The sequence below is a fragment of the Pseudomonas sp. R62 genome (genome assembly GCF_000257605.1).
Classification (GTDB): domain Bacteria; phylum Pseudomonadota; class Gammaproteobacteria; order Pseudomonadales; family Pseudomonadaceae; genus Aquipseudomonas; species Aquipseudomonas atacamensis.
Genome location: NZ_JH635998.1, coordinates 2,641,523 through 2,656,479, shown reverse-complemented (window position 1 = coordinate 2,656,479; position 14,957 = coordinate 2,641,523). Strand labels below are relative to the sequence as shown.

General features: G+C 60.2%; 14 protein-coding genes and 1 riboswitch. Of the genes, 8 read left to right on the top strand and 6 right to left on the bottom strand.

All coding sequences use genetic code 11. The annotated features are described in order from the left end of the window. Positions 1-816 (top strand): murein transglycosylase A (mltA, locus tag OQK_RS12955; protein ID WP_038860913.1); only part of this gene is annotated, 816 nt, incomplete at its 5' end. Positions 817-930: 114 nt separating this feature from the next. Here mltA and OQK_RS12950 read toward each other — a convergent pair. Beyond that, positions 931-1,314: an MAPEG family protein gene (locus OQK_RS12950; protein WP_016772776.1), complete on the bottom strand. Its 384-nt coding sequence runs from the start codon at positions 1,312-1,314 to the stop codon at positions 931-933. Between the two features lie 331 nt (positions 1,315-1,645). On the opposite strand from OQK_RS12950, the gene OQK_RS12945 reads away from it, so the two are divergent. Both OQK_RS12945 and OQK_RS12940 read left to right on the top strand, forming a co-directional pair. Beyond that, entirely contained in the window at positions 1,646-2,815 is a 1,170-nt protein-coding gene (locus OQK_RS12945) for an MFS transporter (protein ID WP_016772775.1), read from the top strand. Between the two features lie 250 nt (positions 2,816-3,065). Further along, positions 3,066-4,331 carry a cation:proton antiporter gene (locus OQK_RS12940; RefSeq protein ID WP_016772774.1) on the top strand — a complete coding sequence of 422 codons (1,266 nt, stop codon included), beginning with the start codon at positions 3,066-3,068 and terminating at the stop codon, positions 4,329-4,331. On the opposite strand, the gene OQK_RS12935 is transcribed toward OQK_RS12940, so the two are convergent. Next, positions 4,332-5,219, bottom strand: a complete 888-nt coding sequence (locus tag OQK_RS12935; RefSeq protein WP_016772773.1) for a formate/nitrite transporter family protein — start codon at positions 5,217-5,219, stop codon at positions 4,332-4,334. A 174-nt stretch (positions 5,220-5,393) separates the two neighbouring features. Beyond that, on the bottom strand, positions 5,394-5,798 hold the full coding sequence (locus OQK_RS12930; RefSeq protein WP_016772772.1) for an acyl-CoA thioesterase: 405 nt from the start codon (positions 5,796-5,798) through the stop codon (positions 5,394-5,396). A 198-nt stretch (positions 5,799-5,996) separates the two neighbouring features. Further along, positions 5,997-6,095, top strand: a riboswitch (S-adenosyl-L-homocysteine riboswitch). A gap of 23 nt (positions 6,096-6,118) precedes the next feature. On the opposite strand from OQK_RS12930, the gene ahcY reads away from it, so the two are divergent. The 5 genes from ahcY to OQK_RS12905 all read left to right on the top strand — a co-directional run bounded on the left by ahcY (position 6,119) and on the right by OQK_RS12905 (position 12,701). Continuing rightward, entirely contained in the window at positions 6,119-7,528 is a 1,410-nt protein-coding gene (gene ahcY, locus OQK_RS12925; protein WP_016772771.1) for an adenosylhomocysteinase, read from the top strand. A 187-nt stretch (positions 7,529-7,715) separates the two neighbouring features. After that, complete coding sequence (gene metF, locus OQK_RS12920; RefSeq protein ID WP_016772770.1) at positions 7,716-8,561, top strand: methylenetetrahydrofolate reductase [NAD(P)H]; 846 nt, start codon at positions 7,716-7,718, stop codon at positions 8,559-8,561. 73 nt (positions 8,562-8,634) lie between these two features. Then, complete coding sequence (locus tag OQK_RS12915) at positions 8,635-9,717, top strand: hypothetical protein (RefSeq protein ID WP_016772769.1); 1,083 nt, start codon at positions 8,635-8,637, stop codon at positions 9,715-9,717. A gap of 87 nt (positions 9,718-9,804) precedes the next feature. Then, positions 9,805-10,617, top strand: coding sequence for a substrate-binding periplasmic protein (locus OQK_RS12910; RefSeq protein ID WP_016772768.1), 813 nt, complete (start codon positions 9,805-9,807; stop codon positions 10,615-10,617). 221 nt (positions 10,618-10,838) lie between these two features. Further along, positions 10,839-12,701 (top strand): DEAD/DEAH box helicase, encoded by a 1,863-nt coding sequence (locus OQK_RS12905; protein ID WP_016772767.1) that lies wholly within the window; start codon positions 10,839-10,841, stop codon positions 12,699-12,701. A gap of 250 nt (positions 12,702-12,951) precedes the next feature. On the opposite strand, the gene OQK_RS12900 is transcribed toward OQK_RS12905, so the two are convergent. From OQK_RS12900 to OQK_RS29950, 3 genes are all read right to left on the bottom strand, one after another. Beyond that, entirely contained in the window at positions 12,952-13,530 is a 579-nt protein-coding gene (locus OQK_RS12900; RefSeq protein WP_024014635.1) for a YceI family protein, read from the bottom strand. Between the two features lie 31 nt (positions 13,531-13,561). Continuing rightward, on the bottom strand, positions 13,562-14,113 hold the full coding sequence (locus tag OQK_RS12895) for a cytochrome b (protein WP_016772765.1): 552 nt from the start codon (positions 14,111-14,113) through the stop codon (positions 13,562-13,564). A gap of 618 nt (positions 14,114-14,731) precedes the next feature. After that, positions 14,732-14,957 (bottom strand): hypothetical protein (locus tag OQK_RS29950; RefSeq protein ID WP_177318477.1); only part of this gene is annotated, 226 nt, incomplete at its 5' end.

Sequence of the window (14,957 nt, the reverse complement as noted above, 5' to 3'; positions counted from 1 at the left end):
CCGGTGTACCCCGGCAGCCTGACGCCCACCGCAACAGCAAACGTGCCGGTGTATGGCGTGCCGGAAGACATGATCATCGTCTCGCTCGACGGCATCTACCCGGAATTGAAAGGCAAGCGCCTGCGCGGCCGCCTCGAAGGTCGCGTGCTCAAGCCTTACGACGACGCGGCGACCATCGAATCCAAAGGCGTGAAAGCGCCAGTGGTCGCCTATCTGACTGATCCGATGAATCTGCAATTTCTGCAGATCCAGGGCTCGGGCCGGATTCAGACCGAGGACGGCAAACAGTTGCGCATCGCCTACGCCGATCAGAACGGCCACCCGTACCGGCCGATCGGTCGCTGGCTGGTCGAGCAAGGCGAGCTGAAGAAAGAAGACGTGACCATGACCGCAATCAGCAACTGGGCCAAGGCCAACCCGACGCGCATTCCGGAACTGCTGGCCAGCAACCCGAGCTACGTGTTCTTCACCCGCAACCCGGACAGCAACGAAGGCCCGCGCGGCTCGCTGAACGTACCGCTGACCGCCGGCTACAGCGCGGCAGTGGATCGCAAGGTCATTCCGTTGGGCAGTCTGTTATGGCTGTCGACCACCAAGCCGGATGGCACCCCACTGGTGCGCCCGGTCGCGGCGCAGGATACCGGCGGCGCGATTGCCGGCGAGGTGCGCGCGGATCTGTTCTGGGGCACGGGTGATGCGGCCGGGCAACTGGCCGGGGACATGAAACAGCAGGGGCAGATATGGATGCTCTGGCCTAAAGGAAAAGAGTTGCCGCAAGTGCCGCAGGTGGCGGATACACCGAAGCAAAAGTCTTAGGTTCTTCGTAGTCTGATCCATCGCTTTCGCGAGCACGCTCGCTCCCACATCTGAAATGCCTTTCCATGTGGGAGCGAGCCTGCTCGCGAAGAGGCCGGCAGCAATAGCCGATAATCAGATCGACACAAAGAAGAACGAAGCAATCAGCCCCATCCCGATAAACCACACCACCGAACGCAGTGCAGCCCAGTCGGCCAGGTAGCAGATGATGTACAGCAGGCGACTGGTGATAAACAGCACGGCCAGCACATTGACCGTCACCAGCTGCGCAGTGCCGACCAGGTGCGCAACGATCACCGCAGCGGCAAACGCAGGCGTTACTTCAAAGCTGTTCAGTTGCGCGGCGTGGGCGCGACGGGCGACGCCATCGACGCTGTCGAGAAAGTCCCGTGGATCATAATTGTCTTTGAGGCGGAAACCGCCGCTGGCCTTCGCCACGATCGTGCACACGTACGGCAGGAAAATCGCGATCAACACACACCACAGAGCCACTGTCATAACGTCGTCCTTTTTTCGATTGGAGAAATTGGCGAGCGATCAGAAATTCATCACCAGCATGCCGATCAGCACCTGCCCACAGGCTAAGAGCCGCGCCCGGCAGAAAGGTTCTTTCAGCTGGATATAACACGGCACTTCCAGCGCGCCGTCGATTAGTCAGATTATTGATTCGCCATGTGTCAGCAGCTGTTTATACTGCAACCACCGCGCCGTACTCAGCTGCACACCAAAAAATTCCAATAAAAGCTGCCTGCTCCGCTTTCTTCGAAAACGGTCGCTGGCACGCGTATGCCTGATCAAAGCGTCAAGACTACCGACAGAGACCTTGCGCATGCCCCTCGCTTTGCTTGCACTCGCCGTTGCCGCGTTCGGCATCGGCACTACCGAATTCGTCATCATGGGCCTGCTGCCCGACGTCGCCCGCGATCTGGCGGTGAGCATTCCTCACGCCGGACTGCTGATCACCGGTTACGCCCTGGGCGTGGTGTTCGGCGCACCGATCCTGGCGATCGGCACCGCCAATATGCCGCGCAAAGCGACATTGCTGGGCATGACGCTGATGTTCATCCTCGGCAACGTGCTCTGCGCGCTGGCACCCAACTACGCGACGCTGATGGCGGCGCGGGTGGTTACGGCGCTGTGTCACGGGGCGTTTTTCGGCATTGGCTCGGTGGTTGCTGCCGGGCTGGTTGCGCCGAACAAACGTGCGCAGGCGATTGCCATGATGTTCACCGGCCTGACACTGGCCAACGTGCTTGGCGTGCCACTCGGCACAGCGCTGGGCCAATACGCTGGCTGGCGCTCGACCTTCTGGGCGGTGTCGGTGATTGGCATTGTGGCGGCGTTGGCGCAATGGTTGTGGTTGCCGAAACACATCGCGATGGACAAGGCCAATCTCGCCAGCGAATTCAAAGTGCTGGGCAAGGCCAACGTGCTGCTGGCGCTGGGCATGAGCGTGCTGGCCTCGACCAGCCTGTTCAGCGTGTTCACGTATATCGCACCGATCCTGCAAGACATCACTGGCGTCAGCCCCCACGGCGTGACGGTGATGCTGCTGTTGTTCGGCGTCGGCCTGACAGCGGGCAGCATGCTCGGCGGGCGCCTGGCTGATAGCCGCTTGCTGCCGTCACTGGTCGGCGTGGCACTGGCAGTTGTGGTGATTCTCGCGGCGTTCAGCCAGACCAGCCGTGCGGTGATTCCGGCGGCGATTACCTTGGTGCTGTGGGGAATTTTCGCCTTTGCGCTGTGCCCGATTCTGCAGTTGCTGATCATCGATCAGGCGCACGAAGCGCCGAATCTGGGTTCGACGCTGAACCAGAGCGCGTTCAATCTGGGCAACGCAGCAGGTGCCTGGATTGGCGGGCTGGTGGTTGCCAGCGGCGCGGATCTGGCGGACCTGCCGTGGACCGGGGCGCTGGTCGGCGTGCTGACGGTGCTGACGGCGCTGTTGTTCATTTACCTGCAACGTCGGCGGGCGAGTGCGGTCAATGTGACTGGCTGAGACCTCTGCGACTAACCACCTGTGGCGAGGGGATTTATCCCCGTTGGGCTGCGCAGCAGCCCCAAAAACCTTCAATCGGGTTTTGTCAGGAATAATCGATAACCTGGTTTGCGACGGCTTCGCCGCCGAGCGGGGATAAATCCCCTCGCCACAATGAACTGTGGTGTGTCCCATGTCGCTGTTTGCCCATCAAACCCCTGCGTCCAACCTCCGGTCGCGCTCCATTCACTCTCCATCCAAAGGACCCCGGATGCTTGAACTCGTCGCCGCTTTCATCTGCCTCACCACCCTCCTGACCTTCGTCAATTTCCGCTTTATCGGCCTGCCGCCGACCATCGGCGTGATGGTTACCGCCCTGCTGTTCTCACTGCTCCTGCAAGGCCTCAGCGTCCTCGGCTTTCCCGGCCTCGAAGACCGCGTGCAGCAACTGATCGGCCAGATCGATTTCGGCGATCTGCTGATGAACTGGATGCTCTCGTTCCTGCTGTTCGCCGGCGCCCTGCACGTCAACCTCAATGATTTGCGCAGCTACCGCTGGCCGATCGGCCTGCTGGCCACCTTCGGCGTGTTGATCGCCACCGTGGTGATCGGCAGCCTGGCCTTCTACATTTTTGCCCTGTTCGGCTGGCACGTGAGTTTCCTCTACTGCCTGTTGTTCGGCGCGCTGATCTCACCGACCGACCCGATTGCCGTGCTCGGCGTACTGCGTACCGCCAACGCTTCGAAACCACTGAAAACCACCATCGTCGGCGAATCACTGTTCAACGACGGCACGGCGGTGGTGGTCTTCACCGTGCTGCTGGGCATCGCGCAACTGGGCGAAACCCCGACCGTCAGCGCCACGGCCATGCTCTTCGTCCATGAGGCCATTGGCGGTGTGTTGTTCGGCGGGCTGATCGGTTATCTGGTCTATCGGATGATCAAAAGCGTCGAGCAGCATCAGATCACCGTGATGCTGACCCTGGCCCTGGTGATCGGTGGCTCGGCGATGTCCACCGAACTGCACGTCTCGGCGCCGATTGCGATGGTGGTGGCCGGTCTGATCATCGGCAACCTGGGGCGCAATCTGGCAATGAACGACATGACCCGGCGTTATCTGGACGGCTTCTGGGAGTTGCTCGATGACATGCTCAACGCGCTGCTGTTTGCGCTGATCGGCATGGAGTTGTTGCTGCTGCCGTTCAACTGGCTGCACATGGCCGCCGCAGGTCTGCTGGCGGTGGCGATTCTGTTGTCGCGTCTGCTTACCGTGGCGCCGGCGATCCTGCTGCTGCGTCGCTGGCGCTCAGTGCCGGCCGGCACCATCCGCATCCTCACTTGGGGCGGTTTGCGCGGTGGTGTTTCGGTGGCACTGGCGCTGGCCCTGCCGCTGGGCCCGGAGCGCGATCTGCTGCTGAGCATCACCTACATCGTCGTGCTGTCGTCGATCCTGCTGCAGGGCCTGACCATCGGCAAACTGGTCAAGCACGCGACGCGCAACGAGCCGGCCAGCGTGCCTGAGCCAGCCCACCACTGATCATTTCTTGATCGACTGCGGATCGGGCTTGACAGCCTGATCTGCAGATTCCTTCGGCGCACCGCTTTCGCTGCGAATCTGCGCATGGCTGATCAGCGCGAAGATAAAGCTGCCGCCAATGATGTTCCCCGCCAGCGTAGGTCCGGCGAACACCGCCCAGAAATCACTCCACGGCAACTCGCCGGCAAACACCAGATACGACACTTCCGCCGATCCTACGACGATATGGGTGAAGTCGCCCAGCGCCATGAAGTAGGTGATGAGGATGATGATCCACATCTTCGCGCTCTCCATGGACGGGATCATCCAGACCATGGTGGCGATCATCCAGCCGGAGACGATGCCCTTGGCGAACATCTGACTGGCGCTGTGCTCCATGACCTTGCGGCCGATTTCGAGGAAGGCGACGTCGGTCTTGCTGTCGAAAATCGGCAGTTCCAGCATCACGTACGCCACCAGAATCGTCCCGCAGAGGTTGCCGACCAATACCACTGTCCATAGACGGATCAGGCGCAGGAAATTCTTCAGCGTCGGCCTGGTCATCACCGGCAGCACGGCGGTCAGGGTGTTTTCGGTAAACAGTTGCTGGCGCGCGAGGATGACCGCGAGGAAACCGGCGCAGTAGCCGAAACTGGCGATCACCTTGAATTCGTCGCCGTCGGGCAGGCGCGAATTGAGCAATCCCATGCCCATCAGCGACAGGCCCATGGTCAACCCTGCCGCCAGCGCCGACCACCACAGCGCGGCAATGCTGCGCTCCAGTTCCTGATCGCCCTGGGTGCGGATGATTTCATGCAGAACGGCCGCGCGCGGCGGCTGGCTCTTCTCGACTTCGTGCTGCTCCTTGGCCGAGAGGTCGGGGGTCTTGTCGCTGGTGGGGGTGGTCATGGCGTGGCAACCGGTGGGGGGGGATGTAGCTACGACCGTTGCGCTTCATGGCTGTTCAGTGGCCAGGCGAATCTCCGCTGAATTGGCAACCGCTTTCGCGAGCAGGCTCGCTCCCACAAGGATCACGCTGTACCTGTGGGAGCGAGCCTGCTCGCGAAGAATGCGCCGCCGATCTTATTGAACAGCTTCGTCATCCTTGAACTGGTCTTTCACATATTTGATCTCGGTCCGCCCGTGCGGCGCCGGCAGGCCGTCTTCGCCGAGGTTGACGAACACCATCTTCTCGACGGTCAGGATGCTCTTGCGGGTGATCTTGTTGCGCACTTCGCAGGTCAGGGTGATCGAGGTGCGGCCGAATTCGGTGGCGGTGATGCCCAGTTCGATGATGTCGCCCTGGCGCGAGGCGCTGACGAAGTTGATTTCCGAGATGTACTTGGTCACCACACGCTGGTTGCCCAGTTGCACGATGGCGTAGATCGCCGCTTCTTCATCGATCCAGCGCAGCAGGCTGCCGCCGAACAGGGTGCCGTTGGGGTTGAGGTCTTCGGGTTTAACCCATTTGCGGGTGTGGAAATTCATGTTCACTCCTGAGCGCTTGCCGAAAGATGCGCCCATCTTGGCAGACTGATCAGTCAGGCTCCAGGCAGCTGCGACTATGGTCGCCATTGGCGATCTTCATCTGGCCGACAGAAACCCTTTGGAAGATCAGCCCGGGCGGCTATAATCGCCCCCGTTTCAAAAAACGGTAACGTTCACTGGCTACCGTTTTCCCGCCACCTGTCCGAGGGGCGCTGCAGCAGGTTCGACCTGTCAGGCTCGGATGGGGCGTTGACCGGCTCACGCCGGACACTAAACGCACAACGGCGCCCATTCGCATACATTACGAATGGAGGCTCTTCATGAGCGCTGTCAACACGCCTGCCGATTTTACCGATTACAAAGTTGCCGACATGTCCCTGGCTGCCTGGGGCCGTCGCGAAACCATCATCGCCGAATCGGAAATGCCTGCCCTGATGGGTCTGCGCCGCAAATACGCTGCCGAGCAGCCGCTCAAAGGCGCAAAAATCCTCGGCTGCATCCACATGACCATTCAGACTGCCGTGCTGATCGAAACCCTGGTTGCCCTGGGTGCCGAAGTACGCTGGTCGTCCTGCAACATTTTCTCTACTCAGGATCAGGCCGCTGCCGCTATCGCTGCCGCCGGTATCCCGGTGTTCGCCTGGAAAGGCGAGACTGAAGAAGAGTACGAGTGGTGCCTGGAGCAGACCATCCTCAAGGATGGCCAGCCTTGGGACGCCAACATGATCCTCGACGACGGCGGCGACCTGACCGAGCTGCTGCACAAGAAATACCCGCAAGTGCTCGATCGCGTTCACGGCGTAACCGAAGAAACCACGACTGGCGTACACCGTCTGCTGGACATGCTGGCCAAGGGCGAGCTGAAGATCCCGGCGATCAACGTCAACGACTCGGTGACCAAGTCCAAGAACGACAACAAATACGGCTGCCGTCACAGCCTGAACGATGCGATCAAGCGCGGCACCGACCACCTGCTGTCCGGCAAGCAAGCGCTGGTCATCGGTTACGGTGACGTGGGCAAGGGCTCGGCTCAGTCCCTGCGTCAGGAAGGCATGATCGTTAAAGTCTCCGAAGTCGACCCGATCTGCGCCATGCAAGCTTGCATGGACGGCTTCGAACTGGTGTCGCCGTTCATCGACGGTATCAACGACGGTTCCGAAGCTAGCATCGACAAAGCGCTGCTGGGCAAGATCGACCTGATCGTGACCACCACCGGTAACGTCAATGTTTGCGACGCGAACATGCTCAAAGCCCTGAAGAAGCGCGCCGTGGTCTGCAACATCGGTCACTTCGACAACGAAATCGACACCGCTTTCATGCGCAAGAACTGGGCATGGGAAGAAGTGAAGCCACAGGTGCACAAGGTTCACCGCACCGGCGCTGGCAGCTTCGATCCACAGAACGACGATTACCTGATCCTGCTGGCCGAAGGCCGTCTGGTGAACCTGGGCAACGCCACCGGTCACCCGAGCCGCATCATGGACGGTTCGTTCGCCAACCAGGTACTGGCACAGATCTTCCTGTTCGGCCAGAAATACGCCGACCTGTCGCCAGCGCAGAAAGCCGAGCGTCTGACCGTTGAAGTGCTGCCGAAGAAACTCGACGAAGAAGTGGCCCTGGAAATGGTTCGCGGCTTCGGCGGCGTGGTCACCCAACTGACCAAGCAACAGGCTGACTACATCGGCGTCACCGTCGAAGGCCCGTTCAAGCCGCACGCCTACCGGTACTAAGAGCAGCTGGGAGCTTCAAGCTACAAGCTGCAAGTAAGGTCAAAAGCCGAGTTTGTCGTACGTAGCTTGAGTCTCTGCCACTATTTCAAAACAGCGTCAGGCCACAAGCTTCAAGCACAAGAGATCAGCGCACCTCCGCTGCTCTTGCAGCTTGAAGCTTGCAGCTTGCAGCTGGAGGTCCCCTCCAATGTCCCAAGACCGTCGCTACAGCTTCGAGTTTTTCCCGACCAAGACCGATGCCGGGCAAGAAAAGCTGCTTGCCACTGCCCGTCAGTTGGCCACTTACAACCCTGATTTCTTTTCCTGCACCTACGGCGCTGGCGGTTCGACCCGTGATCGCACGCTCAACACCGTGTTGCAGCTGGAAAACGAAGTCAAAGTACCCGCCGCTCCGCACCTGTCGTGCGTCGGTGACAGCAAGGACGACCTGCGCGGCCTGCTGAACGAATACAAGGCTGCCGGCATCAAGCGCATCGTTGCCCTGCGTGGCGACCTGCCGTCCGGCATGGGCATGACCAGCGGTGAGCTGCGTCACGCCAATGAACTGGTGGAATTCATTCGTGAAGAAACCGCCGATCATTTCCACATCGAAGTCGCCGCTTACCCGGAGATGCATCCGCAAGCGCGCAACTACGAAGACGATCTCGCCAACTTCGTGCGCAAGGCAAAGGCCGGTGCCGACAGCGCGATCACCCAGTACTTCTTCAACGCCGACAGCTACTTCTACTTCGTCGACCGTTTGCAGGCGCTGGGCGTGGATCTGCCGATCGTGCCGGGGATCATGCCGATCACCAACTACAGCAAACTCGCGCGCTTCTCCGATGCCTGCGGTGCGGAAATTCCGCGCTGGATCCGCAAGCAACTGGAAGCCTACGGCGACGACACGCGAAGCATTCAAAGCTTTGGCGAACAAGTCGTCAGCGAGATGTGCGAACGCCTGCTGCAGGGCGGCGCGCCGGGGCTGCACTTCTACTCGATGAACCAGGCCGAACCTAGCCTGGCCATCTGGAACAACCTCAAGCTGCCGCGCTGAAGGTTTTCCATGCGATAAAAAAGGCCCTCACCGGGCCTTTTCACTGAAAAGCACAAATGGAATATTGTTGTCGATGATCTGCGCGCAAACAAAAACACGCCCTCAACTGGTCTATCTGGTTTTCGGTGCCGAGACCTACCATCAGGAAGCTGTTTTCAGCATTGCCAGTGCTCTGGCGTGGTTGCGCGAGACACCGGATGCCGCGATCGATATCCAGGTCTTCAGCGACAATCCGCAACCCTACGAGCATCTCCCCGTGCGCATTCGCCCGCTGGACGCCGAAACGCGCCAGAAATGGAGCGAGCCCCACGGTTATCATTTCCGCATCAAACATGTCGCGTTGCGCTCGGTACTTGAAGAGCATGAAACGGCGCTGTTGATCGACACCGATACATTTTTCCACTGCTCGCCGCTGAAACTGTTCGAGCGGGTGCAGCCCGGCACCCTGCTGTGCAATGACTACTACGCCCGCTATGGCGACAACAAGATGAGCCTGCTCTACCGCACGCTGTCGGCCACACTGCTGGACAAAGGCCTGACTGACGATCACATGCGCCTGCTCAACTCCGGCGTCATCGGCTTGCACCGGCAGGACGCTCACGTGCTAGACCGCTCCATCGCTTTGATTGATGAGCTGTTCCCGTCGGCACAGGGCGCCTACACCCTCGAAGAGTTCTGCCTGTCAGTGGCCGCCTACCGCACGCTCGACGTCAACAAGTGCCCGGATCTGATTCACCATTACTGGAGCCGCAAGCACCTGTTCAGGGCCAAGGTTCAGGCCTGGGTCGCCAAACATGGCGACAACCCGACCGGCGAGGCTGCACTGGACGACACCCGACGTGTATCACCGCAACTGCCTCGACCACCGCGCTTGCAGCGCATGTTCTACAAGCTCGTCACGCTGCTGCTGCCGGCGCATCTGCGTCAGTTCATTCGCGAAATCCTTTACGGCTGCTATGAACATCCCAACGAGTTCGATCAGGCGTGTGCAGCGGTCTGGTGGGACAAGGCGCTGGAAAACCAGCAGCAACGCATTGGCAAGCCGGTTTGCAGGCACTTGCTCAGGGACTGGTTCAGTCGCGGTCTGGTCAAGCGGATCTTGGGTGCGCGCCACGCCAAGGTCCATCAGCACCTACTGAAAACCGCAAGCAAATAAGGCCATCGCGGCCATTGCGCCCGGGGTCTGCGCGAAACATGCATGCCAGAGCTTCTCATCAGGCGTTTCGCGTACTAACCTCAGGCCATGCCCCTTATTGCCCAACTGCTGAGCGTTATTCTTCTGACTTGCCTGAGCGTCGCCGCTCGGGGGGAGAAGTTGCGTATTGTCACCGAGCCGTGGGCGCCGTACGTCTACGAACAGGGTGGCAAAAACCTTGGTCTTGACTACGAAACCACCGCCATCGTGTTCCAGCGTCTGGGCATTGAAGTGGAATGGCAGTTCCTGCCGTGGAAGCGCTGCCTGTCGATGCTCGAGACCGGCCAGGCCGACGGTGCGCTGGACATCTTTCACAGCGCCGAACGCGACGCCACCCTGCTCTATCCCAGCGAACCTTTGTCCGACGTCGAATTCGTGATGTTCTACGCCAATGAGCGGCCGCATCCTTTCAACACCCTCGAACAACTCAAAGGCCTGACCATCGGCACCTCGCCGGGTTATCTGTACAGCCCTGACTTCAGCCAGTCGGACCTGTTTACCCGTGAGCCGGCACCAACTCATGAAGCCAATTTCGGCAAACTGGTGCGCGGGCGTATCGACCTGCTGATTACCGATCGCCGCGTCGGTCAGCATTTGCTCGATGAGCTGAATATTCGCGATCTGATCACGGAAAACCCGACGGTTATCAGTCGTCAGAGCCAGTTTCTTGCAGTTCGGCGCAATGCCGGTATGGATTTGCTGGTGCAGCGTTTCGGCGCCGAGCTCAAGCGGTTCAAGCGCGAACCGGCCTACGCCGAGCTCAGCGCGCGTTACGGTGCTGCGCCCGTTGATAGCGCGTCACTGCGTTCGGCCACGGCCGGCGGCAAAACCGTTGAGCAGCAGGAAAGCAGCGCGCAGTGATTGCTCTGTTATACTCCGGCGTTCCCGCCAGGCTCACGCCCGGACGCCCGGAACCGTAACAGGCCTCTCGACCCGCTACAGCGCAGCTTCCAGCCCGCGCGAGCGCTCCTGACGTGCCTTCGGAACCGCCGCTGGACCGGACGGGATTGCGTCCTCTTAAACGTGATTCGCGCCAGGCAAGACTCCCATTGGGCCAAGCCCTAACTAAAACAGGATTACTCATGTCCTTTGCTTCCCTCGGTCTCTCCGAGGCTTTAGTCCGTGCCATCGAAGATGCGGGCTATACCGAGCCTACTCCGGTGCAACAGCGGGCCATTCCCGCCGTGTTGCAAGGTCGCGACCTGATGGTGGCGGCTCAGACAGGTACCGGTAAAACCGGCGGTTTCGCCCTCCCGATTCTGGAGCGGTTGTTCCCCAACGGTCACCCGGACAAATCCCAGCGTCACGGCCCGCGCCAACCGCGCGTGCTGGTCCTGACCCCGACCCGCGAACTCGCGGCCCAGGTGCACGAGAGCTTCAAGATCTACGCCCGTGACCTGAAATTCGTCAGCGCCTGCATCTTCGGCGGCGTCGGCATGAACCCGCAGGTCCAGGCCATGTCCCGTGGCGTCGACGTCCTCGTCGCCTGCCCGGGTCGCTTGCTCGACCTCGCCGGCCAGGGCAGCGTCGATCTGTCCCACGTGGAAATTCTCGTTCTCGACGAAGCCGACCGCATGCTCGACATGGGTTTTGTCCACGACGTGAAGAAAGTCCTCGCACGTCTGCCGGCCAAGCGTCAGAACCTGCTGTTCTCGGCGACTTTCTCCAAAGACATCACCGATCTTGCCGGCAAACTGCTGCACAATCCGGAACGCATCGAAGTGACGCCGCCGAACACCACGGTCGAGCGCATCGAACAACGCGTGTTCCGCCTGCCGGCCAGCCACAAACGTGCGCTGCTGGCGCACCTGATCACCGCCGGCGCGTGGGAACAGGTACTGGTCTTCACCCGCACCAAGCACGGCGCCAACCGTCTCGCTGAATACCTGGACAAACATGGCCTGCCGGCTGTGGCGATCCACGGTAACAAGAGCCAGAACGCGCGCACCAAAGCCCTGGCCGACTTCAAGGCCGGCGAAGTACGCATTCTGGTTGCCACCGACATCGCCGCCCGTGGTCTGGACATCGACCAGTTGCCGCATGTGGTCAACTTCGAGCTGCCGAACGTCGATGAAGACTATGTGCACCGTATCGGCCGTACCGGCCGCGCCGGTCGTTCCGGCGAAGCGATCTCGCTGGTCGCGCCAGACGAAGAGAAGCTGCTGAAAAGCATCGAGCGCATGACCAAGCAGAAGATTGCCGACGGCGATCTGATGGGCTTCGACTCCAGCACCATCGAAGCCGAGAAGCCGGAAGCCCGCGAGCGTCCGGACATCCGCAACCCGCGCAATTCCCGTGGCCCACGTGGCGACGGCCCGAATGGCGGCGGCGGTGGCGGCGGTCGCAAGGACAAAGGCAAAGACAAGGGCAAGGAAAAGCCGGCCGGTGAACGTGGCGAGCGCCCTGCCCGTCAGCAGAAACCGCGCGAAGGCACCCCGAGCCGCGAACAGCGCCCGAGCCAGCCACCGCGTGCAGCGGCTGACCGTGCCCCGGACGAATTCCTCGACGACGATATCGATAACTTCGGTAACCGCGTTGACTACGTGCCGAAGGCCGCTCCTGCCGGCGGCCGTGGCCGTCGTCCGGGCGCACCGGCGCAAGGCGCAGGCGCACCACGCGGTGGTCAGCCTCAGGGACGCCAGAACGGTCCGCGCAACAGCAACGGTTCGAGCACCGGCACGCCACCGGCCAAACGCAGCGGCCCACGCAATGGCGCACCGCGTGACGGTCAGGGTCGTCGTGACGAATCCGCGCCGCGCAACCGCCGTCCGGCCCGTGACGATCAGCCACGCAGCGAACCGGCCGTGCAGAATCCGCGCAGCAACGGGCCGAAGATCATGCACAAGGAATCGAAAGCCGACCGCTTCCCGACGCCTGAGCAGCTCGATCAACTGCCAAGCCGCCCACGTGGCGAGAAACCAGCACTGCTGACCCGCAATCGCTGAGTTTCATACCGTCATGAAAAATGCCCCGACTCGAAAGAGCCGGGGCATTTTTTTACCTCGATTATCTCTGCCACACCGCAATACCCCTGTGGGAGCGAGCCTGCTCGCGAAGGCGGCGGGTCAGTCAGCAATGATGTTGCCGGAATGACCGCTTTCGCGAGCAGGCTCGCTCCCACAGGGAATGTGTCGCAGGCAATAAAAAACGCCCCGGGCCTTTCGACCAGGGGCGTTTTATTGTGGCGAGCGAAAGTTATTTGACTTTCACACCTTCCAGCGAGATATCCAGATCTGCTGTTTGCGAGGTTGGGCCTGGGCCCTTGATCCCGAACTCGTTCAGATTGAGAGTGGTCTTGGCGTTGAAGCCAGCGCGCTCGCCGCCCCATGGATCCTTGCCTTCGCCGTTGAATGTGGCCTTGAAGGTCACAGGCTTGGTCACGCCGTGCAAGGTCAGGTCGCCGGTCACGTCAGCAGTCTTTTCACCGGTCGATTTAACGGCGGTGGAGACGAACTTGGCATCAGCAAACTTGCTCACGTCGAGGAAGTCTTTGCTGGCGATGTGCTTGTCACGTTCAGCATGGTTCGACCACAGGCTGGCAGTTTTCACATCCACAGAGATCTTGCTGGCTTCAGGCTTGGCCGAATCCCAAGAGAAAGTACCGTCGAAATCTTTGAAGGTACCGTGGATGAAGCTGTAACCCAGGTGGCTGATTTTCCAGTCAACGAAGGCGTGCTGGCCTTCCTTGTCGATTTTGTAGTCCGCAGCCATGGCCTGACCAGCCGAGAGCAGTGCAGAACCGATTGCCAGAGCGGCCAGAGTCTTTTTCAACATGCTTTCTTTTCCTTTGAGTCGAGGTTGAATTTCAGGCTTTGCGACCGAGCATTCGAGTGAGGGTCGCATCACGATCGATAAAGTGGTGCTTCAATGCTGCCAACGCATGGAGACCGGAAAAAAATACCAGTGCCCACGCCAGCCAGAGATGAATCACCCCAGCGGTATCTGCCTGATCCGGTAGTCCGGAGAGCAGTGCAGGAACTTCAAACAGGCCAAACACCGGGATCCCGACACCGTCTGCGGTGGAAATCAGGTAACCGGCCATCATCACAGCGAACAGCGCCAGATACAGAAACCCGTGGCCGAACTTGGCGCCGATACGGGTCATGCGGCTGTAGCTTTGCAGCGTTGGCGGCGGCGGGCTGATGAAACGCCACAGCACCCGCAACACCATCACACCGAGCAGCACCAGACCGATGCTCTTGTGCAGATCCGGCGCGTCTTTGCGCCAGGTGCTGTAGTAATCCAGCCCGACCATCCACAGACCCAACGCAAACAGCCCGAAGACCGCCAACGCCACGCCCCAGTGCATGAAGATGCTGACCCAACCATAGCGCGAAGAAGAGTTACGTAGCTGCATTGCCCAAATCCTGTGAGAACTGCGAACCAAGACTAGCGAGTTATCTATCGAATTAAAGCGGAAAATTTTGCTTTGAAATATCGAGAAATACGATCAAGAGTCTGCGAGCGAGGTGTTAAGGAAGGATTAAAGGCGATCTCAGGATAGGGCGCTTGAACAAATGAACGGTTTTGATATCGGGCGCCTGCGCAAACCCAAGCAAAAGTGGCTGAGGAAACTGCGGAACGGGACAGAGTTCTTCAAGTGGGAGTTTTAACTGACCAGCCATTCATGGCCGATCAGTTATGAAGTACTGCCGGCGGTTGCAGGCATTCGGCACTGTAGGGGTCTATGTGGCACTTGTGCGCCAGTTCAGAACCATAGCCGCCGGGGAAAAATTGCCCGTTGCTACATCCGGAAAGTGCAATCAAAACCAGTATCGCGATAAGCGTTTTCATAGCATGCCTCCAATTTTTTCCAGCATAAAATTGGCGCGCTGGCAGCCGCTATCACCTCATTCCGAGCATCTTGTGGGAAGGCTCCGGTACGCCGGTAAGTCCCGTAACCGGATGACGAAGGACTGAAACGCAGGGCAAAAAAAACGCGACCCGAGGGCCGCGTTTTCATGTGAACAAAGCCTTACTGCGCCTTGGTCTCGGTCGTTGCAGCAGGCTTGGCCGCTGGTTTCTTCGCCGGCTCAGCCTTTTTCGCTGCCGGTTTGGCCGCCGGCTTTTTCGTTTCGGTTTTGGCCGCAGGCTTCTTCGCCGCTGGCTTGGCCGCTGCTTTTTTCGCCGGCTCGGCTTTCACCGGGGCCGCTGGTTTCGGTGCTTCCACCGGCGCAGGTGCAGGTGCCGGGGTCGGCGCA

Bases quoted from the DNA above. Each gene is read 5' to 3' on its own strand.
- OQK_RS12950 (WP_016772776.1), bottom strand. From the start codon at position 1,314: ATGACAGTGGCTCTGTGGTGTGTGTTGATCGCGATTTTCCTGCCGTAC.
- OQK_RS12945 (WP_016772775.1), top strand. From the start codon at position 1,646: ATGCCCCTCGCTTTGCTTGCACTCGCCGTTGCCGCGTTCGGCATCGGC.
- OQK_RS12940 (WP_016772774.1), top strand. From the start codon at position 3,066: ATGCTTGAACTCGTCGCCGCTTTCATCTGCCTCACCACCCTCCTGACC.
- OQK_RS12935 (WP_016772773.1), bottom strand. From the start codon at position 5,219: ATGACCACCCCCACCAGCGACAAGACCCCCGACCTCTCGGCCAAGGAG.
- OQK_RS12930 (WP_016772772.1), bottom strand. From the start codon at position 5,798: ATGAATTTCCACACCCGCAAATGGGTTAAACCCGAAGACCTCAACCCC.
- ahcY (WP_016772771.1), top strand. From the start codon at position 6,119: ATGAGCGCTGTCAACACGCCTGCCGATTTTACCGATTACAAAGTTGCC.
- metF (WP_016772770.1), top strand. From the start codon at position 7,716: ATGTCCCAAGACCGTCGCTACAGCTTCGAGTTTTTCCCGACCAAGACC.
- OQK_RS12915 (WP_016772769.1), top strand. From the start codon at position 8,635: ATGATCTGCGCGCAAACAAAAACACGCCCTCAACTGGTCTATCTGGTT.
- OQK_RS12910 (WP_016772768.1), top strand. From the start codon at position 9,805: ATGCCCCTTATTGCCCAACTGCTGAGCGTTATTCTTCTGACTTGCCTG.
- OQK_RS12905 (WP_016772767.1), top strand. From the start codon at position 10,839: ATGTCCTTTGCTTCCCTCGGTCTCTCCGAGGCTTTAGTCCGTGCCATC.
- OQK_RS12900 (WP_024014635.1), bottom strand. From the start codon at position 13,530: ATGTTGAAAAAGACTCTGGCCGCTCTGGCAATCGGTTCTGCACTGCTC.
- OQK_RS12895 (WP_016772765.1), bottom strand. From the start codon at position 14,113: ATGCAGCTACGTAACTCTTCTTCGCGCTATGGTTGGGTCAGCATCTTC.